The following is a 20,637-nucleotide window of genomic DNA, read 5'->3' on the forward strand; positions in this document are numbered from 1 at the left end:
CCCGGGTGACCTGTACGTCTGACACGTCGGCGCGGGTCTGACAGCTTTCGCGTTCCACGAGGTCGACACACGGCGCGCCGGAGGTAATGCCGGTACAAAGGCCTGGCGAATCGGCACAATCGACCCATGCCTTCCTCACGTCGCCCGGCGCGGCCCTCGGGTTCGGCGCGCGGCTCGGGTGCGCGCCCCTCGTCGACGCCGCGCACCGGTGCGGGCGCCTCCGGCGCGAAGGCCGGCAAGGGGACGACGCCGGCGAAGGGCCGGGCGTCGGCCAAGAAGCCGTCCGGGCCGGCGGACAAGGGGGCCAAGGGCTCCACCGCCAAGGGCACGAAGGACGCCAAGGGCTCGAAGGCGGCCGCGCCGACAGCGCGCAAGCCCGCCGCGCCGTCGACGTCGTCCGGCCGTCGCGCTGCCGCGCCCCGGACTGCTCCGGGACGGCCGGCCGCACGCTCGGCCGGGGCCACCGCACGCGGTGCGCGCCCGACGTCGGGCAGCGGGGCGAAGCGGCCGGCGCAGCCGCGGCGCCGGAGCACGGCCACCGGCAGCGTCGCGCCGCCCGCCCGCCCGGCACGCGCGGACCGCAAGCGCGGCAGCTACGGGCTGGTGGTGCCCGAGGTGCTCACGGTCCGCGCCATGGTGCTTTCCGTGGTGGTGCTCCTCGCGGTGGTGCTGCTGCTCCCGACGGTGCGCGCGGTCATCACGCAGCAGGCCGAGCTGCGCGACCTGCGCTCCGAGCTGAGCCAGCAGCAGGACCAGAAGGCCGAGCTCGAGACCGAGCTGGCGCGCTGGGACGACCGGTCGTACGTGATCGAGCAGGCGCGCTCGCGCCTGCGGTTCGTCATGCCGGGGGACAAGGTGTGGCGGCCGCTGGACACGGACTCGGTCGAGCAGGAGGAGCCGCAGCCCGGCGTCGTCGAGCCGTCGCCGGGGGCGTCCGACGACGCGGACGTCCCCTGGTACACGAACGTGTGGGACTCGGTGCGGATCGCGGACGGCGAGTAGGCGGCGCGGCGTGCGGTGCGTCACGGCGCGCCGGCGCCGCCCGCCGCCGGTCGCGCGCTGGGAGACAATGGGGCGGTGAACACCGCGACTGAGACCGTGTCCGACGACGACCTGCGGGTCCTGGCCGAGCAGCTCGGCCGCGAACCGCGCGGCGTCGTGGGGATCGCGGCGCGCTGTGTGTGCGGCCGTCCGACGGTGGCGCGCACCGCGCCCCGGCTGCCCGACGGCACCCCGTTCCCGACCGTCTTCTACCTGACGCACCCCGGTGCGGTCGCCGCCGCCTCGACCCTGGAGGCGAACGGCGTCATGAGGGAGATGACGGCGCGGCTCGAGACCGACGACGACCTCGCCGCCGCCTACCGCAAGGCGCACGAGCACTACCTGGCGCAGCGCGAGGCCATCGGGCACGTCGACGAGATCGACGGCATCTCCGCGGGCGGCATGCCGACCCGCGTCAAGTGCCTGCACGTCCTGTTCGCGCACGCGCTCGCCGCCGGCCCGGGTGTGAACCCCCTCGGCGACGAGGCGCTGGCGCTGGCCCGGGACACGTGGCGCCCGGACCGCTGCACCTGCTGAGGTGCCCGCCGGCCGCCGGCCGGGAGTGAGGTTTCTCGCGAACCGGCACGTCCGGTGCCCAGCGGCAGGTGTGCCTGGGAGAATCCTCGCGTGACTTCCTCTCGCGTGGCCGCGATCGACTGCGGCACCAACTCGATCCGCCTGCTGGTCGCGGACGTCGACGCCGCCGGAAACCTCACGGAGCTCGACCGCCGCATGGAGGTGGTGCGGCTCGGCCAGGGCGTGGACCGCACCGGCGAGCTCGCGCCGGAGGCCCTCGAACGGACCCTCGCGGCCACTCGCGACTACGCGGCGGCGATCGACGCCGCCGGGGCGGAGCGCGTGCGCTTCGTGGCCACGTCGGCCACCCGGGACGCGCGCAACCGGGACGCCTTCTTCGACGGCGTCCGTGCCGCGCTCGGCGTCGACGTCGAGGTGATCAGCGGGCACGAGGAGGCGCAGCTGTCGTTCCGCGGCGCCACCGGTGCCGCCGCGGCGGCGCACGCCGGACCCTTCCTCGTGGTCGACCTGGGCGGGGGCTCCACGGAGCTGGTGCTCGGTACGAGCGAGGTCGACGCGAGCGTCTCGATGGACATCGGCTCGGTGCGGATGACGGAACGGCACCTGCACACCGACCCGCCGTCCGCGGCCGAGATCGAGGCCGCCCGCGCCGACGTCCGGGCCCACCTGGACGACGCCGCCCGCGTGGTCCCGCTCGGGCGGACCGCCACCCTGGTGGGGCTGGCCGGCTCGATCACCACCGTCACCGCGCACGCCCTCGGCCTGACCGAGTACCAGCGGGAGCGGGTGAACCAGGCGGAGCTGCCGGTCGAGACGGTGCTGGCGTCCTGCGCCACGCTGCTGGCGGCGCCCCGCGCCGAGCGGACGGCGATGGGCTTCCTGCACCCGGGCCGGGTCGACGTGATCGCGGCGGGGGCGCTCGTGTGGTCCGAGGTGATCCAGCGCGTCGTGGCCGACGTCCGCGCGGCAGGCGGGTCGCTGACCCACGTGGTCACGAGCGAGCACGACATCCTGGACGGGATCGCTCTGGCGATGGGCTGACCCCTTCCCGACATTCTTCACCGATGGATTTCCGGTTGTCGGGAACTCCCGTCCCAGGTGGTCCGTTGACCGGGCACGATACGCAGCGAAGCGGCGTGGTGGGCGTCACGCTCCCGCCGCTCTTTGCCATGTGAAGAAACACGCTTAGGGCGCGGTACCCTGGGAATCATGCCTCAGAACGACCTGACCTCGGTCAGCCATGCTTCCGACCCGGTGACGCCGCGTCCGCGGAAGGTGCCGCGCATCGTGGTGCTCGGCGGCGGGTCCGTCGGCCTCTACGTGGCGCGCCGCCTGCGAAAGAAGCTGAAGAAGCGGGAAGCGGCCATCGTCGTCGTCGACCCGCGCCCGTACATGACGTACGCACCCTTCCTGCCCGAGGCGGGTGCGGGCTCCATCGACGCCCGCGACGTCGTCGCGCCGCACCGGAAGGCCCTCAAGGGCATCGACGTGCTCCAGGGCAAGGTCACCACGATCGAGCACGGGCGCAAGGCCGTGAAGATCCAGCCCGAGGAGGGCGACGAGTACGAGGTGACGTACGACCAGCTGGTCGTCGGCCTCGGCTCGGTCTCGCGCACGCTGCCCATCCCGGGTCTCGCCGAGGCCGCGATCGGGTTCAAGAACGTGGAAGAGGCCATCGCGGTCCGCAACCACGTCATCAACCGCATGGACGTCGCGTCCTCGACGTGGGACGCCGACCTGCGCCGGCGCATGCTCACGTTCACCTTCGTGGGCGGCGGGTTCGCCGGCATCGAGGCGCTCGCCGAGATCGAGGACATGGCGCGCTACGCGACGCGCCAGTACAACACGATCGAGCCGTCCGACCTGCGGTTCGTGATGATCGAGGGCGCCGGGCGCATCCTGCCCGAGGTCACGGAGCCGATGGGCGAGTACGCCCTCGCCGAGCTGAAGAAGCGCGGCATCGAGTTCCACCTCAACACCTTCCTCTCGTCCTGCGTGGACGGGCACGTCGTCACCTCGACCGGCGTCGAGTTCGACACCGAGACCATCGTGTGGACCGCGGGCGTCAAGGCGAACCCGGTCATCAAGGAGGCCTCGGACCTCCCGTTCGACAAGCTGGGCCGAGTCATCGTGCTCCCCACGCTGCAGGTCGCCACGGAGGACGGCGAGATCGTCGACGGCGCCTGGGCCGCGGGCGACTGCGCCGCCGTGCCGGACGTGCTCAACCCCGGCAAGTTCTGCCCGCCGAACGCGCAGCACGCGATCCGCGAGGCCGTGCGCCTGGCCGACAACATCGTGGCGCTCTACAAGGACAAGCCCGCCGTCGAGTACAACCACAAGAACGTCGGTGTGGTCGCCTCGCTGGGTCTGTACAAGGGTGTCGCCGAGCTGTTCGGCTTCATCAAGCTGCGCGGCTTCCCGGCCTGGGTGGCCCACCGCGGTTACCACGTCATGGCGATGCCGACCGGCAACCGCAAGGCGCGCATCCTGGTCGGCTGGATCGGCCAGTTCCTGATGGGCCGCGAGCTCGTCTCGCTCGGTTCGCTGCACGACCCGCGGCAGGAGTTCCGCAACGCGTCGGTGCCGCCGAAGCCCGTGGGCGAGAAGGTCGAGCAGACGGCCGAGTCGTCCGCCGCGCGCGCGGAGTCGGGCTCCAAGGCCTGACCCGCCCGCCCGTCCCGGCTCGTCCCAGGGCAGGCGCCGAGCCCCCGGCTCCCCGCTGTCAGAAGCTCTTGCGGCTGTCAGACGCACAGGTCCCTCCGGTGACCTGCACGTCTGACAGGTCCGCGAGGTTCTGACAGGTCGGAGCCGGGGGCTCCGTCGTCGGGTGCCGCTCGGTAGTCTCTGGGGTGCGCCCCCATAGCCCAACTGGCAGAGGCAGCCGGCTTAAACCCGGCCCAGTCCCGGTTCGAACCCGGGTGGGGGCACGATCAGGCTGAGCTCTGGCCTCAGGCGGTGCTCAGGGGGTGCCCGCGAGGAGCTCCGCGAGGTGACGGCCCGTCAGCGACGCCTCCTGGCGCGCCAGGTCCGCCGGCGTCCCCTCGAAGACGACGCGACCGCCGTCGTGCCCGCCGCCCGGGCCCATGTCGATGACCCAGTCGGCCCGCGCGACGACCGACAGGTTGTGCTCCACGACGATCACGGACCGGCCGGAGTCGACGAGGCGGTCGAGCAGGCCGCCCAGGTTGTCGACGTCCTGCATGTGCAGGCCGGCGGTGGGCTCGTCGAGCACGAACGTCGGGGTGTCGCCGCCCATCTCGATGGCCAGCTTGAGGCGCTGCCGTTCCCCGCCCGACAGGGTGTTGAGGTGCTGGCCGAGGGAGATGTAGCCCAGCCCGACGTCGGAGAGGCGGGACAGCATCGGGAGCACCGTCTTCTCGGTGAAGAAGTCCAACGCCTCCTCGACGGACATGGCGAGCGCGTCGGCGACGTTCTTGCCGCGCAGTGTGTAGCCGAGCACCTCGTCGGTGAACCGCTTGCCGCCGCACGCCTCGCACACGCTGGCGACGCCCGCCATGAAGGCGAGGTCCGTGTAGATGAGGCCGACGCCCTTGCACTCCGGGCACGCGCCCGCCGAGTTGGCGCTGAACAGCGCGGGCTTGACCCCGTTCGCGCGGGCGTACTGCTTGCGGATGGGTTCGAGGATCCCGGTGTAGGTCGCGGGGTTGGACCGCCGGGACCCGCGGATCACCGTCTGGTCGACGAAGGTGACGCCGTCGCGCGGCAGGCAGCCGTGGATGAGCGAGCTCTTGCCGGAGCCGGCTACACCGGTCACCGCCACCAGGACGCCGAGCGGCACGTCCACCGAGACGTCCTGGAGGTTGTGCAGGTTCGCGTGCTCGATCCGCAGGAAACCGGTGGGGGTGCGGGGCGTGGGCCGGAGCGTCACCGCCTGGTCCAGGTGCTTGCCGGTCGCGGTCCCGGACGTGCGCAGCCCTGCGATGTCGCCCTGGTAGACCACGGTGCCGCCGTGGGTGCCGGCGCCCGGGCCCATGTCGACGAGGTGGTCGGCCGCCGCCATGACCTCGGGCTTGTGCTCCACGACGAGCACCGTGTTGCCCTTGTCGCGCAGCCGCTGGAGCAGGGCGTTCATCTGCCGCACGTCGTGCGGGTGCAGCCCGATGGTCGGTTCGTCGAACACGTAGGTCAGGTCCGTCAGGGCCGAGCCCATGTGCCGCACCATCTTGGTCCGCTGCGCCTCCCCGCCGGAGAGCGACGACGACTCCCGGTCCAGCGACAGGTACCCGAGCCCGATCTGCTCGAACGTGGCGAGCAGGTCGTTGAGCCCGTCCAGGATGGGCTGGACCTGCGGGTCCGCGAGGTCGCGCACGAGCTCGGCCAGGTCGGTGAGCTGCATCGCGGCGGCCTCGCCGATGTGCTTGCCCTTGACCAGCGACGACCGTGCCCGGTCGTTGAGGCGGGTGCCGCCGCACTCTGGGCACGACGTGAAGGTGGCGAGCCGGTCGATGGCCGCGCGCATCGCGCCCTTCATCGACTCGACGTCCTTGACCAGGAAGAGCCGCGTGATCTTCGGGACCAGCGACTCGTACGTCACGTTGATGCCGCCCGAGACGATCTTCCGCTCGTCGCCGTGCATCAGGTCGTGCCACTCGGTGTCGGTGTAGTCCTTCAGCGGCTTGTCGACGTCGAACAGGCCGGAGTCCGCGTAGACCTTCCAGTACCAGGTGCCGACCCCGAAGTTGGGGAACGTGATGGCCCCCTCCTTCAGGGACTTGCTGCGGTCTACCAGGGCCTCCGTGTCGATCGCGGAGACGCGGCCGAGGCCCTCGCAGTTGGCGCACATGCCCTGAGGGTCGTTGAAGGAGAAGAGGTTGGAGCCGCCGACGTACGGCTCACCGAGCCGCGACCAGATGACGCGCAGCATCGTGTAGGCGTCGGTGGCCGTGCCGACGGTCGAGCGCGCGTTGGCGCCCATCGGCTCCTGGTCCACGACGATCGCCGCGGACAGGTTCGACAACGTGTCGACGTCGGGCCGCGGGCGGGAGGGCATGAAGCCCTGGAGGAACGCCGAGTACGTCTCGTCGATCAGCCGGCGCGACTCCGCGGCGACGGTGCCGAACACGAGCGAGCTCTTGCCCGACCCGGAGACCCCGGTGAAGACCGTGAGCTTGCGCTTGGGGATGTCGATCGAAACGCCCTGCAGGTTGTTCTCGCGGGCTCCGCGCACCTCGATAGATCCGAACACCACTGTCCTCTCCTGGTCGGTGGTCCCATGGTGCCAGGAGCCACTGACACGCACCCGGCCTCGGGTCACGCCGTTACGCCAGCAGCAGACGGCGGAACGACCCGGCATGTCGGTGGGGTTGGGTAGCGTGACGGGTACCAACGGCGGGAGCGGGCACATGGCGATGATCTCGACAGTTACTGCGGGCCCCGGCGGGCCCGGCACCACCAGCGACCGCGCGCCGGGCGCGCGGTCCGGCACCCTGGAGCACACGCGCGAGCCACTGCTGCGCGACCTCGTGGGCGGCATCCTGCGCCGCGCACGGCGGGAGCAGCGCCGCACCCTGGCCGACGTCGCCACGGACGCCCGGGTCTCGACCGCCTACCTCTCCGAGGTGGAACGCGGGCGCAAGGAGGCCTCCTCCGAGGTGCTCGCTGCGGTGTGCGAGGCGCTCGGCATGCGGCTCGTCGACCTCGTCGAGCGTGCATGGGCAGATCTCGCGATCGCGCTCGCCGCCCAGGAGGAGGGCCGGCGGGTCCGCGTCCTGTCGTCCGCGGCCCGCCGTTCGGCCGGCTTCTCGTCGTCGCGGCACCCGTTGCAGGCCGCGCAGCCGGCGCCGGCAGGCACCTCCGCCGTCGGACGGCGCGGGGAGGCCGTGCTCCTGGCGGCGTGAGCCGCCGGGGTCCAGGACGGCGCCGGTGCCCGCCAGGCCGTCAGAGTCCCGCGCGCCGCTTCCCGCCCGGGCGCACGTCGTGCACCCGGTCCACGACCTTGTCGATCATGCCGTAGGCCAGGGCCTGCTCCGCGGTGAACCAGCGGTCACGCTCGGAGTCCGCCGCGATCGTCTCCACCGGCTGGCCGGTGTGCTCGGCTTGCAGGCGCGTGACCACGTCCTTGACGTGCCGGATGTTCTCGGCCTGGACCACCGCGTCCGTCGTCGTACCGCCCGCCCCGCCCGCGGGCTGGTGCATCATGATCCGCGCGTGCGGCAGCGCGTACCGCTTGCCGGCAGAGCCGGCGGCGAGCAGGAACTGCCCCACGCCGCCCGCGAACCCGACCGCCACGGTGGAGACGGCGTTCGGCAGCAGTTTCATCGTGTCGTGCACGGCGAGGCCCGCGCTCATGGAGCCGCCGGGGGAGTTGAGGTAGAGGCTGATGTCGGCGGCGGGGTCCTCCGCCGAGAGCAGCAGGAGCTGCGAGGTCACGCGGTTGGCGACGGCGTCGTCGATCTCGCTGCCGATCAGCACGATCCGCTGGTGCAGCAGCCGCGTGGCGAGATGGTCGTCGAGGGGCTGGGTCTGGATGGTCTCGGTCATGGCTCCACGATCGCCCGACCAGGGTCGCCCGGACAGCCGCCTCTGCCCGCCGCAGATCTGCTCATGGCAGAGGCCGCCGCGTCCGCGCCGGGTCAGAGCGGGTTGCCGTCCGGGTCGATCGTCGGGAAGGCGTCGAAGTGGACCTCGAAGGGGATCATCCCGGGACCCTCCTCCTGCCCGCTGAGCGGTTCGATGTGCTCGGCCGAGAAGCGGTCCCAGGCCTGCACGATCGTCTCCATCTGCTCCGGCGTGGCCCACTTGTTGGCGGAGAAGAACGTGGTGGTCCCGAGCCACTTCTCCAGGGTCTCCTCGTCCGCTCCCTGGCCGGCGCGGACGAAGGCCATCACGCGCTCGTGGCGCAGGCGCAGGAACTCGATGTTGACTGCCTCGGCGGTCTGCCGGGCGGCGGGGGAGTCCTTGCCCGCGGAGGAGATGCTGAACCCGCCCGGGGTGCGTTCCCACCAGCGCTCGCGCGCGGTGCCCTTGCCCTCGACCTCGCGGACGAGGCCGTGCTTGGCGAGCTGGCGCAGGTGGTAGCTCGTCGACCCGCTGGACTCGCCCACGATCTCGCCGAGCTTGCTGGCGGTGAGCGGACCGTGGCTCGGCAGCAGGTCGAGGATGCGGATGCGGAGCGGGTGCGAGAGCGCGCGCAGTGCGGCCGGGCCCAGCTCCGCCGGCGGTCCTGCGGGCCTGGGCGTCGCGGGGGACTCCGCCGCGGGTGACGCGGGGGAGCCGCCGCCCCCGTCCGCCTCGTGCCCAGGGGAGTCCTCACGCGCAGTCGCCATAGGCAGGACGTTACCCACTGCGCGGCGGGTTCAGCGCAGCGCGAGCGGGTGGCGCGCCGCCGCGTTGTCGCGGGCGCGCTCGGCCTGGGCCCGCTGACGGGCGGCGCGCTCGACCTCCCTGCGCTGCGCCTCGCGGGCGGTGGCGGGAACCTCGGGACGGCGGACGGGGGCGGTCGCCGCGACCGTGCGCGGCGCGAGGAAGTGGCGGACCTGCGGGACGGCGGTGGGGGCGAAGGTGCTCATCGTGGCTGCTCCTGGCTCGGTGTGGGTGGCTCGGTGCGGGGTAGCTCGTGTCACCCACCCTACGCATGCCAACACACCTTTGCAAGGGTTTCTTTGCAACCAGTCCTTTGGAAGCGGTGCGTCACTCCTCCGGGTCGCGTCGGAACGCATCCAGGTCGTGGTTCAGGCGCTCCAGCAGCTCGGCGAGCAGGGATCGCTCGAAGGGGGACCAGTCGGTGAGGATCTGGTCGTACATCGCGCTGCGCCGGACGCGCTCGCGCTCCAGCTGGGCCCTGCCGGACTCCGTCGCCTCGACCAGGACCGCCCGCCCGTCGAGCGGGTCCTTGCTGCGCCGTGCGAACCCGGCCTTCTCCAGGCTGACCACCTGGCGGGTCACGGTCGACGCGTCGAGGCCCTGACGGGCGGCGAGCGCGTTGATGCCGAGCGGGCCCTCGGTACTCAGGACCTGGAGCAGCAGGTAGCCCGACCGTTCGAGCGCGGGGGTGTGGCCGGCGCGGATGGCGCCCGTGCGTTCTGCCCGGCGCAGCAGGAGCGCGAGCTGGAGCTCGACGCGTGACAACGGGGCCTCGCCGGGGTGGTCGTCACCGGCGGTCTCTTCCGTCTCCCTCGACATAGGTGTAGCCTACAGGCATATACCTGTGTGATACAGATAAATCCTGAGGAGGCCGCGTGGCCAGCGCGCGCAACGAACCGAACAAGACAGCCATCTACGCCACCGCGCTCACCGCGTTCTTCGCGATCGCCGGCATCGCCGTCGTCGACCCGATCCTGCCCGTCATCGGCGCGGAGATCGGCGCCACCACCTGGGAGATCGAGCTCCTGTTCACCGCGTACATCGCGGTCATGGCCATCGGCATGATCCCCGCCGTGATGGCCACGGGGAAGTTCGGGTACAAGAAGATCCTGGCGACCGGCGTCACGCTCGTCGCCATCGCCGCCGTGCTGGCGGCCCTGAGCGGCAACATCGTCCAGCTCGCGGTGCTCCGCGGCGTCTGGGGCCTCGGCAACGCGATGTTCTTCGCCACCGCCATGGTGCTGCTCGTCGCCCTCGCCAAGGACCGCGAGTGGGTGGTCGGCCTGTTCGAGACCTGCGTGGGGCTCGGCTTCGCCGTCGGGCCGCTGATCGGCGGGCTGCTCGGGCACATCAGCTGGCGCGTGCCGTTCTTCGTCTGCGGCCTGCTCATGGTCGTCGCGCTGCTGGTCTCCGCCACCCGGCTCAAGGACCCGGCCGAGAAGCCCGCGCCGCTCAAGCTCGGGCAGGTCTTCGGGCTGTTCCGCAAGCCGGGCTTCCTGGCGCTCGCGGTCGTGACGGCCGCCTACAACTTCGTGTTCTTCGTGGTGCTCGGCTACGTGCCGGTGTTCCTCGGCCTCGACGTCGTGCCGCTCGGCCTGGTGTTCACCGCCTGGGGCATCGGCGTGGCCGTCGGCATCCTCGCGGTGGGCCACAAGCTCGCGCACCGGATCGGGTTCGTGCAGACGCTCGGTGTGGCCGTCGCGGGCGTGCTGGTGTGCGTGGCGCTGCTCGCGATCGGCGTCGGCACCGCGGGCTCCATCGTCGTGACCATCGTGGCCGGTGTGTTCATGGGTATCGCCAACGCGAACCTCACCGACCTGTCGCTCGCGCTCGGCGACCCGGACCGCCGCGTCACGACCGGCGCGTTCAACCTCGTGCGCTGGGGCTTCGCCGCCCCCGCCCCGGTCGTGGCCGGCCTGCTCGCCGAGGGCGTCAGCCCGTCGTCGCCGTTCTGGGTGGCGTCCGGAGTGCTGCTCGTCGGCGTCATCGTCTTCCTGGTGACGGCGCACCTCATGGCCCGGCCGATCGGGGAGCGCGTGCTCTGGCAGCGCTGGAACAAGGCGGCCAAGGTAGCCGAGCACACGCCCGAGGAGGCCATGTCCGAGCTGTGACACGGAGCCCTGGCCCGTCGTGCGGACGGGCCAGGGCGCGCGGTACGGGACGGAATTCGAGCGGCTGTCAATGTCCGCGACCGCTTGCAGGGGGTCCGGCGTACTGCCCTACTCTGTGACTTCGGTCTGATTTCACCCCGTTGGTCCCGCCGGGTCACGACGGCGGCGTCGTGCCGTATGCCCGATCCTCGCCCGCACCGTGGAGTCCTCGTGTTCCGTCTCGCCCGGCTGTCCCTTGCGAACCGAGCCGTCGTAGCACTGGTGACCATCGCGATAGCGGTGTTCGGGGTGCTGAGCATGACCTCCCTGAAGCAGGAGCTCATCCCGTCGCTCCAGCTCCCGACGGGCATCGTGAGCGCGCAGTACCCGGGCTCCTCGCCCGAGGTCGTGGAGGAGCAGGTCACCGACGTGATCGAGGAGGCCATCGCCTCGGTCGACGGGGTCGCGTCGGTGCGTTCTACGGCGTCCACCGGCATCTCCCTGACCACGATCGAGTTCACCTACGGCACCGACATGGAGTCGGCCACCCAGCGCCTGCAGAGCGCCGTCGCCGGGGTGCAGCCGACGTTGCCCGAGGACGTCGAGCCGCAGGTCACGACCGGCTCCGTCGACGACGTGCCCGTGGTCCAGATGGCGGTGTCCGGCGACAAGAGCCCCAATGCCCTCGCCTCCACCGTCGAGGACGTCGTCGTGCCCGCGCTCAAGGAGGTCGACGGCGTCCGCTCCGTGGCCGTCACCGGGCAGAGCGAGACCGAGGTCCGCATCCTGCCGGACCAGGACAAGCTCGCCACGGCCGGCCTCACGACCGAGGACCTGGCCACCGTGCTGCAGGACAACGGCGTGGTCATCCCGGCCGGGGAGATCACGGAGGGCGGCCGCGCGTGGTCGGTCCAGCTCGGCAAGCCGGTCGACATGGTCGACCAGCTCAAGCAGCTCCCCGTGCTCCCCGGCGGCGCAGCAGCGGGCGGCACCGCGGCCGGGGGCACCGGAGCGGCCGGGGGCGCGACGCCGGACACGACGGCCGGCGGGCTGCCGGCCGAGCTGGCCGCACCCGTGGAGCTCGGCCAGGTCGCGTCCGTGGAGCTCAAGCCGGTCGAGGCGACGTCCTACTCCCGGCTCGACGGCTCGCCGTCCCTCGGCCTGGCCATCACGAAGACGCCGGAGGCCAACACGGTCGAGGTGTCCCACGCGATCGAGGACGCGCTCGCCGAGCCCGAGGTCGCGGACACGCTGACCGAACGCGCCATCGCGACGGCGGTCGTCTTCGACCAGGCCCCGTTCATCGAGGACTCGATCCATGGCCTGGCCACCGAGGGCGGGCTCGGCCTGCTGTTCGCGGTGCTCGTCATCCTCGTCTTCCTGATGTCGATGCGGTCGACGCTCGTGTCCGCGATCTCCATCCCGCTGTCGCTCGCGGTGACGTTCATCGCGATGGACGCGGGCGGCTACACGCTGAACATCCTGACGCTCGGCGCGCTGACCATCTCGATCGGCCGCGTGGTCGACGACGCGATCGTGGTGATCGAGAACATCAAGCGGCACATGTCGTACGGCGAGGAGCGGGGGCCGGCCATCCTCGCGGCGGTGCGCGAGGTCGGCGGGGCGATCGCCGCCTCCACCATCTGCACCGTCGCCGTGTTCCTGCCGATCGCGCTGGTCGGCGGCATGGTGGGCGAGCTGTTCCGGCCGTTCGCGCTGACCGTCTCGATCGCGATGCTGGCCTCGCTCGTCGTGGCCCTGACGATCGTGCCGGTGCTGGCCTACTGGTTCATCCGGCCGCCGAAGAAGGCGCGCCGGGGCGGGGCGGTCGACCGCGAGGCGGCCGAGGAGAAGGAGAGCCGGGGGATCTGGCAGCGCATCTACGTGCCGACCCTGAACGGCGCGCTGCGGCTGCCCGCCCTCACGATCGGCGTGGCCGTGGCGATCCTCGGCGGCACGGCCGCCCTGGTGCCGAACATGGAGACCAGCTTCCTCGGCGACAGCGGTCAGGACACCGTGACCGTCACCCAGCACTACGCGCCCGGCACCTCGCTCAAGGGCCAGGACGAGGCGGCGCAGCAGGTCGAGGCCGCGCTCGCGGGCGTGGACGCCGTCGACAGCGTGCAGGCCACGGTCGGCAGCGGCGGCGACATGTCGATGGCCGCGTTCGGCGGGGCGAGCGCCGGGCTCAAGGCCAGCTTCGCGATCACCCTCGACGAGGACGCCGACGGCGAGCAGGCCGCCAGGGACATCCGCGCCGCCGTCGTGGACCTGACCGAGGCGCCCGCGACCGAGGTCTCCGTGTCCGCGGGCGACTCCGTGGGTACGTCCTCGATCGATCTCGTCGTGCGTGCCCGCGACGTCGAGACGCTGACGGCGGCCACGAACCAGCTCCAGGAGGTGATGGGCGCCCTGAAGGGCTCCGCCGAGGTGAGCAACGACCTGGCCGCCGCCCAGGAGATCGTCGAGGTGACCGTCGACCGCAAGGCCGCGGCGCAGTTCGGGCTCACCGAGACGCAGGTCTCCGGGATCGCCTCGGCGGCCCTGGCGGGCGCGCGCGACGTCGGCGAGCTGCAGACCGCCGAGGGGCCGGTGGGCGTCACGCTGTCCGCCGGCGCCGTCCCGGCGACGATGGCCGAGATCGGTGAGATCCCCGTCCCGACGGCGGCCGGCGCCGTCCCCCTGAGCGACGTGGCCGAGGTGAAGATCGCCAGCTCGCCGACGTCGATCACCCGGATCGACGGCGAGCGGTCGGCCACCGTCTCCGTGACGCCCGCCGGCGACGACCTCGGCGCGGCCACCGACGAGGTCGACGCCGAGATCGCGGCGATCGACCTGCCCGCCGGGGCCACGGTGACGGTGGGCGGCGCGGCCGCCGACCAGGCCGAGGCGTTCAGCGACCTGGGCCTGGCGCTGGTGGCGGCGATCGCCCTCGTGTTCGTGGTCATGGTGGCGACGTTCCGGAGCCTGGCGCAGCCGTTCATCCTGCTGGTGTCCGTCCCGTTCGCCGCGGTGGGCGCCCTGGTCGCGCTGGTGGCGACGAACACCCCGCTGGGGGTGCCCGCCCTGATCGGCACGCTGCTGCTGGTGGGCATCGTGGTGTCGAACGCGATCGTGCTCATCGACCTCATCAACCAGTACCGCGTGCGCGGCATGGGGCTCGACGAGGCGGTGCGCGAGGGCGCCCGCAAGCGGCTGCGGCCGATCGTCATGACGGCCCTGGCCACGGTCTTCGCGCTCACCCCGATGGGGATCGGAGTGACCGGCGGCGGCGCGTTCATCTCGCAGCCGCTCGCGCTGGTCGTGATCGGCGGCCTGGTGTCCTCGACGCTGCTGACGCTGTACGTGGTGCCCGTGATCTACACGCTCTTCGAACGCCGGGCGGAGCGGCGGCGGGCGGCCGACGAGGCTGCCGGGCGGGTCCGCCGTCCGCTGACGGGCGCGCTGGTGAGCGTAGCGACCGGGGCGTTCCGAGCCGTCGGGCGGTCGGCAGGAGCACGGCCGGTGCAGGGTGGTGCCGTGCCCGGCGCTGCCGTCGCCGGCGGAGCGGCCGCGCAGGGCTGGCCCCCGGTCGTGGCGGCGTCCCCTGCTCAGCCCCCGGCCCAGCACGCGGCGCACCACGAGGGGCCCCGCCACGGGGGAGCCGACCAGTACGCCCGGCAGGCACAGGTGCCGCCGGCCTGGCCGGACCAGGCGGTGCCGGTCCCGGCGTCGGCCCCGGCGCAGGAGCTGCCGCCGGCCTCGCCGCCGGTGCACCGACGGCCGCCTGCCCAGCAGCCGGTTCCGCCGCAGTTCGCGCCGCAGCAGCGTGCCGCGCAGCAGGGTTCGCCGTACGCGCCGCAGCAGACGGCGTCACGACAAGCCTCGCCGTACGCGCCGCAGCAGTTCGCCCCGCGACCGGCACCGCAGCCAGCACCGCCCCAGCCGGTACAGCAGCAGGCACAGCACCGGTCGGGTCCGCAGCATGCGGCGTCGCAGTACGTGCCGCAGTTCGCGCCGGAGCAGCGCCCGCCGGAGCAGCGTGCGTCCGGGAGCCCGCAGCAGCAGCCCTACGCCCCGCAGCGGCAGCCGGCGTCGCACGCCGAACTGCCCCAGCGTCGTCAGGACCCCGAACCGCAGCCGGAGCGCCGGCAGCAGCAGCCGCCGATGTGGCCGCACCCGCTCGACCCGATGGACTGACGGCGCGGCGGCGGGGCCACTGTTCGCCGAGGGAAGGCGAGCAGGCCCGGAAACACGTGCTCCCCGAGCCGTGCTGCCACCGGTAGACAGTGTCTACCCGGAGCAACACGACTCGGGGAGCAAGAGCTCTCCCGCGGGGAACGCCCGCGGGCCGAGGTCGCTACGCGTCCTGCAGCTTCAGCCGCGCCGACGCGCCGGCCAGCACGAGCACCGTGTAGCCGGCGAGCACGCCGATGCCCACCCACGGGTCGAGGACGTCGGGGAACGCACCCGCGTTCGGCGTGATCTGCGCACCCGCCACGCTCGGCAGCAGCTTGTTCACCACGCCGACCCACTCGAGCTGGGCCGCGGCGAACGTCGCGACCTGGAAGATCGTGGGGATCACCAGGAAGATCGCGACCACGGTGAAGATCGCGCCCGCCGTGTGCCGCAGCAGCGCGCCGAGCGCCAGGGCGAACACGGCCACGAGGGTCACGTAGAGCACGGTGCCGCCCAGCGCGCGCACCTGGCCGCTGTCGCCGAAGTCGACGGTGGCGTCGTTGGGGTTCAGGAGCGGGTAGGTGACGAGCCAGCTCAGGGCCAGCGACACGGTGGTGAGCACCGCCGTCACCAGGATGAGCACCACGGCCTTGCCGAAGAAGGCCGGGAGCCGGGCGGGCACTGCCGCGAACGTGGACCGGATCATGCCGGTGGAGTACTCACCGGTGATCATCAGGGCGCCGAGCACCGCGACCACGAGGGCCGCCATCTCGTAGCCCGCGGCCACGACCGCGGGCCCGCCGAGCATGCCGCTCATCGCGGCCTGGTCCTCGGGCGAGGCGCCCTCGATCTCGTTGCCGAAGAGCTGCACGACGAACGCCAGCAGCAGCGCGAAGCCGACCATCACCACGACGGTCGCCCCGAGCGTCCACCACGTCGAGCGCAGCGTCCACAGCTTGATCCACTCCGAGCGCAGCACGCGCCAGAAGGTCACGTTGTGCACCTGGGTGTGCTCCGCCGTCGGGCCCGACGACGCTCCGCTCGCCGGAGCGGTCACCGTCGCGCTCATGCCTTGCTCCCCTCGATGTGGGACGTCGCCGCGGCCACGTGGGCGAGGTCCTCGGACTGGTACTCCACCGAGTCGGCGGTGAGCGACATGTACGCCTCCTCGAGCGTGGACGCGACGGGCGTGAGCTCGTGCAGCACGATCCGCGAGGAGGCGGCCAGCTCGCCGACGGCGGACGCCTCGGCCCCGCGGACCTCCAGCAGGCCGGGCTCGACGTCCTCGACCTCGGCGTTCTTGGCCTTCAGGAGGTCGGCAAGCTCCGTGGCCTGCGGCGACCGGACGCGCACGACCTTGCGGGCGGCGCCGTCCACGAACTCCGCGACCGGGGAGTCGGCGAGGATGCGGCCCCGGCCGATCACGATCACGTGGTCGGCGGTCAGCGCGACCTCGCTCATGAGGTGGCTGGACAGGAAGACCGTGCGGCCCTCGGACGCCAGGTACTTCGCGATGTTGCGGACCCAGAGCACGCCCTCGGGGTCGAGCCCGTTGACGGGCTCGTCCAGGATCAGGGTGCGCGGGTCGCCGAGCAGGGCCGCCGCGATGCCGAGGCGCTGGCCCATGCCGAGCGAGAAGCCGCCCACGCGCTTGCTCGCGACGGGCTGGAGACCGGTGAGCTCGATGACCTCGTCGACGCGCCGGGTGGCGATCCCGTGCGTCGCGGCCATGGCGAGCAGGTGGTTGCGCGCGGTGCGGCCGGTGTGCACGGCCTTCGCGTCGAGCAGGGCGCCGACCTCGGCCAGCGGACGGCGGTGCGCCGTGTACGGCTTGCCGTTCACGGTGACCGAGCCGGCCGTGGGCCGGTCCAGCCCCACGATCATGCGCATGGTGGTCGACTTGCCGGCGCCGTTCGGGCCGAGGAAGCCCGTCACCTGGCCCGGCTGGACGGTGAACGTGACGTCGTTCACGGCGGTCTTGGCGCCGTACCTCTTCATCAGGCCTCTGGCCTCGATCATCACTTGCCCTTCCAGGAGACTCGTAACTACGAGAGTAGGTAGAGGACATGGCCGGCGCACCCAATACCGGTCCGGATCATCCCGTGGTCGGACCCACTTCATCCGTTGGTATGACCTGGGAACTCCTGGAGTGTCTGCAGCGTTCCCTAGGATGGTCAGACAGACCAGGAGGAGCAGATGAGCAACCCCGTCTTTTCTAGAAGCGACGTCTTCGGTGAGCCCCGTCGCACCGGCGCTGCCGGTGCGCGTCGCGGCGGCACCGCCACCTACCCCAACCAGACTCCCGCATACGGCACTCCGCCGCAGCCTGGCCAGTACGGTCAGTACGGCGCCGCGGGACAGCAGGCGATGGACGCGTCGCAGCTCGACGCGATGTACCAGTCGCCGTCCGCCACCACGGCGGACACCAAGCGGCTGACCTACGACGACGTGATCGTGAAGACCGGTGGGCTGCTCGCCCTCCTGGTCGTGGTCGGTGCGGCGACGTGGACGCTGGCGCCGGGCCTGTGGATCTTCGGCATGATCGCGGGTCTTGTGCTGGGCCTGGTCAACGCGTTCAAGCGCAACCCGAGCCCCGTGCTGATCATCCTGTACACGATCGCGCAGGGCATGTTCCTCGGCGGCATCTCGATGTTCTACGAGGCGCAGACCAACGGGATCGTGCTCCAGGCGGTGCTCGCGACCGTCGCGACCTTCGCCGCCGCGCTCTTCCTGTTCAAGTCGGGCAAGGTGCGGGTCACCCCGAAGTTCACGCGCTGGCTGATCATCGCGATGGTCGGCTATGCCGCGTTCTCGCTGATCAACCTGGTCCTGGTGTGGACCGGCGTGCTCGGCGGCTGGGGCATGCGGGGCGGCACGTTCGGCATCATCATCGGCCTGGTGGCCGTTGGTCTGGCCGCCGCGTCGCTGATCGTCGACTTCGACTCCATCAAGCGTGGCGTCGAGGCGGGCGTGCCCGCCAAGATGGCGTGGTCGGCGGCCTTCGGCCTGCTGGTGACGCTGATCTGGCTGTACCTGGAGTTCCTGCGCCTGCTGGCGATCTTCAACAGCAGCGACTGACGCTCCGCCGGCCGCTGACGCGGTCGGTGCCGGCAGGACGAAGGCGTGCGCCCCGACGGGGTGCACGCCTTCGTCATGCCCGACGGTTCCAGACCGCGCCGGCGACCAGCACGCAACCGACCGCGACCAGGAAACCGTGCGTGATCCGCAGCTCCGGGCCGCCGAAGAACTGGGGGAGCACCAGCACCAGGCCGAGCGCGAGCGGCAGTCCGATCCACCTCGGGTGCGTGCCCGAACCCTGCGCGCCCGAACCCCGCGTGCTCGTCCGCCACAGCGCGACGGCGAGGAGCACCCCGGACGCCGCGAGCAGGAGCAGCCCGGCGCCGAACGCCGTGATGGCCCACGGCTGCATGCGCAGCACCTCGACCTCGGCGAGCAGACCGAGGTCGCCGTCGCGCAGCGCCGCCTCGGCGAGGGTGCGGATGCCGAAGATCTCGGCCCCGAAGTAGAGCGCGGCGAACCCGGCGCCCGCCCAGGCGGTGATCAGCGCCCAGGTCGCGCTCCGGACGCCCGGTGCCCGCGGGGCCGGGACGCCGGCACCAGTACCAGTACCAACACCAGCAAGCAGCGTCCGCAGACCGAGCAGCGCCGGCGCGATCAGGCCGAGGCCGAGGATGCCGCACAGGTGCGCCACGACCCAGCGGTCGGAGGCGAAGGCGGTGGCCAGGTCGGCGCTCGCGACGGTCTCGTCCGGCCAGGGGCGCAGCACGGGGAAGAGCAAGAAGGTGAGCCCCGCCGCCACGAAGGCGACGGCGGTCCAGCGTGCGGTCGTCGAGCGGGCCGCGGCGCGGCCGGCGGTCGAAGGGCTCGTGGCGGACGAGCGGGTGGTGGTGCCCTGAGCGGTGTTCATCGGTGGCTCCCAGCGGTGTCGTGGTCCAGCACGGTGTCGGATGGTGCGGGAGTGGTGCCGGGCACCGCGTCCGAGGCGGCGAGCGCGGTGACGCCCACGACGAGCATGTCGAGCAGCACGGCGAAGCTCTGGTCGACGTCCTCCCGCATCCGGAAGCCGCCCCCGAGCTCCAGCACGAAGAAGCCGTGGAAGCCCGCCCGGACGGCGCGGATGGCATCGATCAGGCGCTCGTCGGGCAGGCCGAAGCCGTGCAGCACGGCGCCGACCACCTGGACGCTCTCGGCGGCCGCCTCGCGGAGCTTCGCGTCCGCCGGGTCCTCCGGGTCGGGTCCGACCTGGGTGGCCCCGTACCTGCCGGGGTGGGCGTGCGCGTAGGTGCGCCACGCGGTCGCGAGCGCGCGCAGGGCGTCGCTCCCGGCCCGGCCGACGGTCGCCGACGTCGCGGCGGCCGTGACCTCCCGGACGGCGATCAGGGCCACCTCGCGGCGCAGGTCGGCCAGCGAGCCGACGTGCTTGTAGAGGCTGGGGGCCGCGACGCCGGCCTTCGCGGCGACCTTGGCGAGGGTCAGGTCCGCGAACCCGCGCGCCCCGCCGTCGTCGACCACCTCCAGCGCCAGGCGCACCACGGCGTCGTGCGACAGGCCCGCCCTAGGCATTCCGGCCGCCGCCCACGCCGCCGGACGCGGCGCCGTTCGCGCCGTCGGCCTCACCGTCGGCCGGCCGGCCCGGGAGCCCGGCGAGGAAGTCGAGCACGGCCGGCACCACGACGTCGGGCGCCTGCTGCGCCGGGTAGTGCCCGGCCTCGTCGACCAGGACGCCGCGCGATCCGATCGTCTCCGTGATCCAGGTGAGCTCCTTCGCCGGGTCGGTGAAGTCGGGGTCGAGCGCGCCGACCACGGCCAGCGACGGCGCCGCGACCTCGGACAGCCGGGCCTCGACGACCGAGTGGTCGAGCACCATGGTGAGCTCGCGGAACGAGCGCAGGTGCGCCGGGTCGCGCAGGCTCTGCCGGACCTCCGCGACCTGCTCGGCGTGCCGGGCGGAGCGGCGGCCCTTGCTGATCGACGAGTAGTAGGCGGCCCAGAACGCGGCGCCCCAGGGCCGGGCGAGGAGCACGCGGTAGACGCCGCGCAGCACCTTCTGCATGGCCGGGGAGCCCGGCTGGCGCAGGAGCGGGCTGAGCAGGACGAGCCCGCGCACGAGCTCCGGACGCTCGGCGGCCGCCCAGGCGGCGGCGGACGACGCCATCGAGTTGCCGAGCAGCACGGCCGGCCCGGCGCCGAGGTGCTCGACGAGCGCGATGAAGTCCGTGCCGGTGGCGTCGTCACCGTGCGTGCGGAACGTGGTGTCGGAGTCGCCGTGGCCGCGCAGGTCCGCGACGACCACGCGGTAGCCGGCGTCGACGAGCGCGGGGGCGAGGTCGTCGTAGGTGGACCGGAGGTCGCCCATGCCGGGCATGGCGACGACGAGCGGACCGGACCCGGCGTCGGTGTAGGCGATGTTGCCCTCGGGCCGCCGGAGGAAGGAGAGCTGGTTGCTCTGGCTGGTTGTCATAGCCGC

18 protein-coding genes and 1 tRNA gene are annotated in these 20,637 nt (G+C 72.4%); 9 read left to right on the forward strand and 10 right to left on the reverse strand.

The window, feature by feature from the left end; translation table 11 throughout:
* The first annotated feature begins 126 nt into the window (after positions 1-126).
* The 5 genes from ACFWEJ_RS09920 to ACFWEJ_RS09940 all read left to right on the forward strand — a co-directional run bounded on the left by ACFWEJ_RS09920 (position 127) and on the right by ACFWEJ_RS09940 (position 4,505).
* The gene (locus ACFWEJ_RS09920) at positions 127-1,002 is read left to right on the forward strand and encodes a septum formation initiator family protein (RefSeq protein ID WP_377229037.1); all 876 of its coding nucleotides are present in this window, start codon (positions 127-129) and stop codon (positions 1,000-1,002) included.
* Between the two features lie 75 nt (positions 1,003-1,077).
* The gene (locus ACFWEJ_RS09925; protein WP_377229038.1) at positions 1,078-1,578 is read left to right on the forward strand and encodes a DUF501 domain-containing protein; all 501 of its coding nucleotides are present in this window, start codon (positions 1,078-1,080) and stop codon (positions 1,576-1,578) included.
* A 90-nt stretch (positions 1,579-1,668) separates the two neighbouring features.
* Positions 1,669-2,619: an exopolyphosphatase gene (locus ACFWEJ_RS09930; protein WP_377229039.1), complete on the forward strand. Its 951-nt coding sequence runs from the start codon at positions 1,669-1,671 to the stop codon at positions 2,617-2,619.
* A 168-nt stretch (positions 2,620-2,787) separates the two neighbouring features.
* A complete protein-coding gene (locus tag ACFWEJ_RS09935; RefSeq protein WP_377229040.1) occupies positions 2,788-4,242 on the forward strand; it encodes an NAD(P)/FAD-dependent oxidoreductase in 1,455 nt (484 codons plus the stop codon).
* A 189-nt stretch (positions 4,243-4,431) separates the two neighbouring features.
* Positions 4,432-4,505: transfer RNA gene (locus tag ACFWEJ_RS09940), tRNA-Leu, on the forward strand.
* A 32-nt stretch (positions 4,506-4,537) separates the two neighbouring features.
* On the opposite strand, the gene ACFWEJ_RS09945 is transcribed toward ACFWEJ_RS09940, so the two are convergent.
* Complete coding sequence (locus tag ACFWEJ_RS09945) at positions 4,538-6,787, reverse strand: excinuclease ABC subunit UvrA (protein ID WP_377229041.1); 2,250 nt, start codon at positions 6,785-6,787, stop codon at positions 4,538-4,540.
* Between the two features lie 124 nt (positions 6,788-6,911).
* On the opposite strand from ACFWEJ_RS09945, the gene ACFWEJ_RS09950 reads away from it, so the two are divergent.
* Positions 6,912-7,436, forward strand: a complete 525-nt coding sequence (locus tag ACFWEJ_RS09950) for a helix-turn-helix domain-containing protein (protein WP_377229042.1) — start codon at positions 6,912-6,914, stop codon at positions 7,434-7,436.
* Between the two features lie 40 nt (positions 7,437-7,476).
* Here ACFWEJ_RS09950 and ACFWEJ_RS09955 read toward each other — a convergent pair whose 3' ends face one another.
* The 4 genes from ACFWEJ_RS09955 to ACFWEJ_RS09970 all read right to left on the reverse strand — a co-directional run bounded on the left by ACFWEJ_RS09955 (position 7,477) and on the right by ACFWEJ_RS09970 (position 9,720).
* Positions 7,477-8,079, reverse strand: coding sequence for a ClpP family protease (locus tag ACFWEJ_RS09955; protein ID WP_377229043.1), 603 nt, complete (start codon positions 8,077-8,079; stop codon positions 7,477-7,479).
* Positions 8,080-8,171: 92 nt separating this feature from the next.
* A complete protein-coding gene (locus tag ACFWEJ_RS09960) occupies positions 8,172-8,864 on the reverse strand; it encodes an ArsR/SmtB family transcription factor (RefSeq protein ID WP_377229044.1) in 693 nt (230 codons plus the stop codon).
* A 30-nt stretch (positions 8,865-8,894) separates the two neighbouring features.
* Positions 8,895-9,107: a hypothetical protein gene (locus ACFWEJ_RS09965; protein ID WP_377229045.1), complete on the reverse strand. Its 213-nt coding sequence runs from the start codon at positions 9,105-9,107 to the stop codon at positions 8,895-8,897.
* A gap of 121 nt (positions 9,108-9,228) precedes the next feature.
* Positions 9,229-9,720 carry a MarR family winged helix-turn-helix transcriptional regulator gene (locus ACFWEJ_RS09970; RefSeq protein ID WP_377229046.1) on the reverse strand — a complete coding sequence of 164 codons (492 nt, stop codon included), beginning with the start codon at positions 9,718-9,720 and terminating at the stop codon, positions 9,229-9,231.
* A 56-nt stretch (positions 9,721-9,776) separates the two neighbouring features.
* On the opposite strand from ACFWEJ_RS09970, the gene ACFWEJ_RS09975 reads away from it, so the two are divergent.
* Both ACFWEJ_RS09975 and ACFWEJ_RS09980 read left to right on the forward strand, forming a co-directional pair.
* Positions 9,777-11,012, forward strand: a complete 1,236-nt coding sequence (locus tag ACFWEJ_RS09975) for an MFS transporter (protein WP_377229047.1) — start codon at positions 9,777-9,779, stop codon at positions 11,010-11,012.
* Positions 11,013-11,189: 177 nt separating this feature from the next.
* Positions 11,190-15,170, forward strand: coding sequence for an efflux RND transporter permease subunit (locus tag ACFWEJ_RS09980; RefSeq protein WP_377229048.1), 3,981 nt, complete (start codon positions 11,190-11,192; stop codon positions 15,168-15,170).
* Positions 15,171-15,330: 160 nt separating this feature from the next.
* Here the strand turns inward: ACFWEJ_RS09980 and ACFWEJ_RS09985 are convergent, their stop codons facing one another.
* The gene (locus ACFWEJ_RS09985; protein WP_377229049.1) at positions 15,331-16,218 is read right to left on the reverse strand and encodes an ABC transporter permease; all 888 of its coding nucleotides are present in this window, start codon (positions 16,216-16,218) and stop codon (positions 15,331-15,333) included.
* Positions 16,215-17,168: an ABC transporter ATP-binding protein gene (locus ACFWEJ_RS09990; protein WP_377229050.1), complete on the reverse strand. Its 954-nt coding sequence runs from the start codon at positions 17,166-17,168 to the stop codon at positions 16,215-16,217. Before ACFWEJ_RS09990 ends, ACFWEJ_RS09985 begins: the two co-directional genes overlap by 4 nt.
* 177 nt (positions 17,169-17,345) lie before the next feature.
* On the opposite strand from ACFWEJ_RS09990, the gene ACFWEJ_RS09995 reads away from it, so the two are divergent.
* Positions 17,346-18,227, forward strand: a complete 882-nt coding sequence (locus ACFWEJ_RS09995; RefSeq protein ID WP_377229051.1) for a Bax inhibitor-1/YccA family protein — start codon at positions 17,346-17,348, stop codon at positions 18,225-18,227.
* 73 nt (positions 18,228-18,300) lie between these two features.
* Here the strand turns inward: ACFWEJ_RS09995 and ACFWEJ_RS10000 are convergent, their stop codons facing one another.
* The 3 genes from ACFWEJ_RS10000 to ACFWEJ_RS10010 are packed head-to-tail and all read right to left on the reverse strand — an operon-like array spanning position 18,301 to position 20,631.
* Positions 18,301-19,077, reverse strand: coding sequence for a hypothetical protein (locus ACFWEJ_RS10000; RefSeq protein ID WP_377229052.1), 777 nt, complete (start codon positions 19,075-19,077; stop codon positions 18,301-18,303).
* Entirely contained in the window at positions 19,074-19,733 is a 660-nt protein-coding gene (locus ACFWEJ_RS10005; RefSeq protein WP_377229053.1) for a TetR/AcrR family transcriptional regulator, read from the reverse strand. Before ACFWEJ_RS10005 ends, ACFWEJ_RS10000 begins: the two co-directional genes overlap by 4 nt.
* Positions 19,726-20,631 (reverse strand): alpha/beta fold hydrolase, encoded by a 906-nt coding sequence (locus ACFWEJ_RS10010; protein WP_377229054.1) that lies wholly within the window; start codon positions 20,629-20,631, stop codon positions 19,726-19,728. The genes ACFWEJ_RS10005 and ACFWEJ_RS10010 overlap by 8 nt, the downstream gene beginning before the upstream one ends.
* Positions 20,632-20,637: the final 6 nt, after the last annotated feature.

The organism is Promicromonospora sp. NPDC060204, assembly GCF_042728455.1.
Taxonomy (GTDB): domain Bacteria; phylum Actinomycetota; class Actinomycetes; order Actinomycetales; family Cellulomonadaceae; genus Promicromonospora.

Coding starts and splice junctions, on each gene's coding strand:
- ACFWEJ_RS09920 (WP_377229037.1), top strand. CDS start 127: ATGCCTTCCTCACGTCGCCCGGCGCGGCCCTCGGGTTCGGCGCGCGGC.
- ACFWEJ_RS09935 (WP_377229040.1), top strand. CDS start 2,788: ATGCCTCAGAACGACCTGACCTCGGTCAGCCATGCTTCCGACCCGGTG.
- ACFWEJ_RS09955 (WP_377229043.1), bottom strand. CDS start 8,079: ATGACCGAGACCATCCAGACCCAGCCCCTCGACGACCATCTCGCCACG.
- ACFWEJ_RS09960 (WP_377229044.1), bottom strand. CDS start 8,864: ATGGCGACTGCGCGTGAGGACTCCCCTGGGCACGAGGCGGACGGGGGC.
- ACFWEJ_RS09965 (WP_377229045.1), bottom strand. CDS start 9,107: ATGAGCACCTTCGCCCCCACCGCCGTCCCGCAGGTCCGCCACTTCCTC.
- ACFWEJ_RS09970 (WP_377229046.1), bottom strand. CDS start 9,720: ATGTCGAGGGAGACGGAAGAGACCGCCGGTGACGACCACCCCGGCGAG.
- ACFWEJ_RS09980 (WP_377229048.1), top strand. CDS start 11,190: ATGCCCGATCCTCGCCCGCACCGTGGAGTCCTCGTGTTCCGTCTCGCC.
- ACFWEJ_RS09985 (WP_377229049.1), bottom strand. CDS start 16,218: ATGAGCGCGACGGTGACCGCTCCGGCGAGCGGAGCGTCGTCGGGCCCG.
- ACFWEJ_RS09990 (WP_377229050.1), bottom strand. CDS start 17,168: ATGATCGAGGCCAGAGGCCTGATGAAGAGGTACGGCGCCAAGACCGCC.
- ACFWEJ_RS09995 (WP_377229051.1), top strand. CDS start 17,346: ATGAGCAACCCCGTCTTTTCTAGAAGCGACGTCTTCGGTGAGCCCCGT.
- ACFWEJ_RS10000 (WP_377229052.1), bottom strand. CDS start 19,077: ATGAACACCGCTCAGGGCACCACCACCCGCTCGTCCGCCACGAGCCCT.
- ACFWEJ_RS10005 (WP_377229053.1), bottom strand. CDS start 19,733: ATGCCTAGGGCGGGCCTGTCGCACGACGCCGTGGTGCGCCTGGCGCTG.
- ACFWEJ_RS10010 (WP_377229054.1), bottom strand. CDS start 20,631: ATGACAACCAGCCAGAGCAACCAGCTCTCCTTCCTCCGGCGGCCCGAG.